General features: G+C 67.0%; 1 protein-coding gene. It reads right to left on the reverse strand.

Annotation, left to right across the window (positions count from 1 at the left end):
- Positions 1 to 361 (reverse strand): condensation domain-containing protein (locus KJQ96_RS38865; protein WP_213291206.1); only part of this gene is annotated, 361 nt, incomplete at both ends.

The following is a 361-nucleotide window of genomic DNA, read 5'->3' on the forward strand; positions in this document are numbered from 1 at the left end:
GCCGCCAGCACCGTCATGAACAACGTCGTGCCATGCTGCCGGCTCAGCCGCTTCAGCCCCCGCGTCAGATCCGCATCGATGACGATCGGAACACTGGCCCCGGCAAACGACGGCTGGGCCGGCCGCGGCCGGTCCGTCGGCAGCGCCAGACGGGCCGGAGCACCGGACAGGGTGTCGCGCCAATACTGCGCCTGCTTCTGCAGCCGTTCCCCCGACAGCCACTGCCGTTGCCAGGCGGCATAATCCGGATATTGGATTGCCAGCGGCGGCAAAGGATCGTCCTGTCCAGCCTCAAACGCCCGGTAAAGCTGACTGAGTTCACGCACCAGCACGCCCAGCGACCAGCCGTCCGAGACGATGT

Origin of the sequence: Bradyrhizobium sp. sGM-13 (assembly GCF_018398875.1) — a bacterium.
Classification (GTDB): domain Bacteria; phylum Pseudomonadota; class Alphaproteobacteria; order Rhizobiales; family Xanthobacteraceae; genus Bradyrhizobium.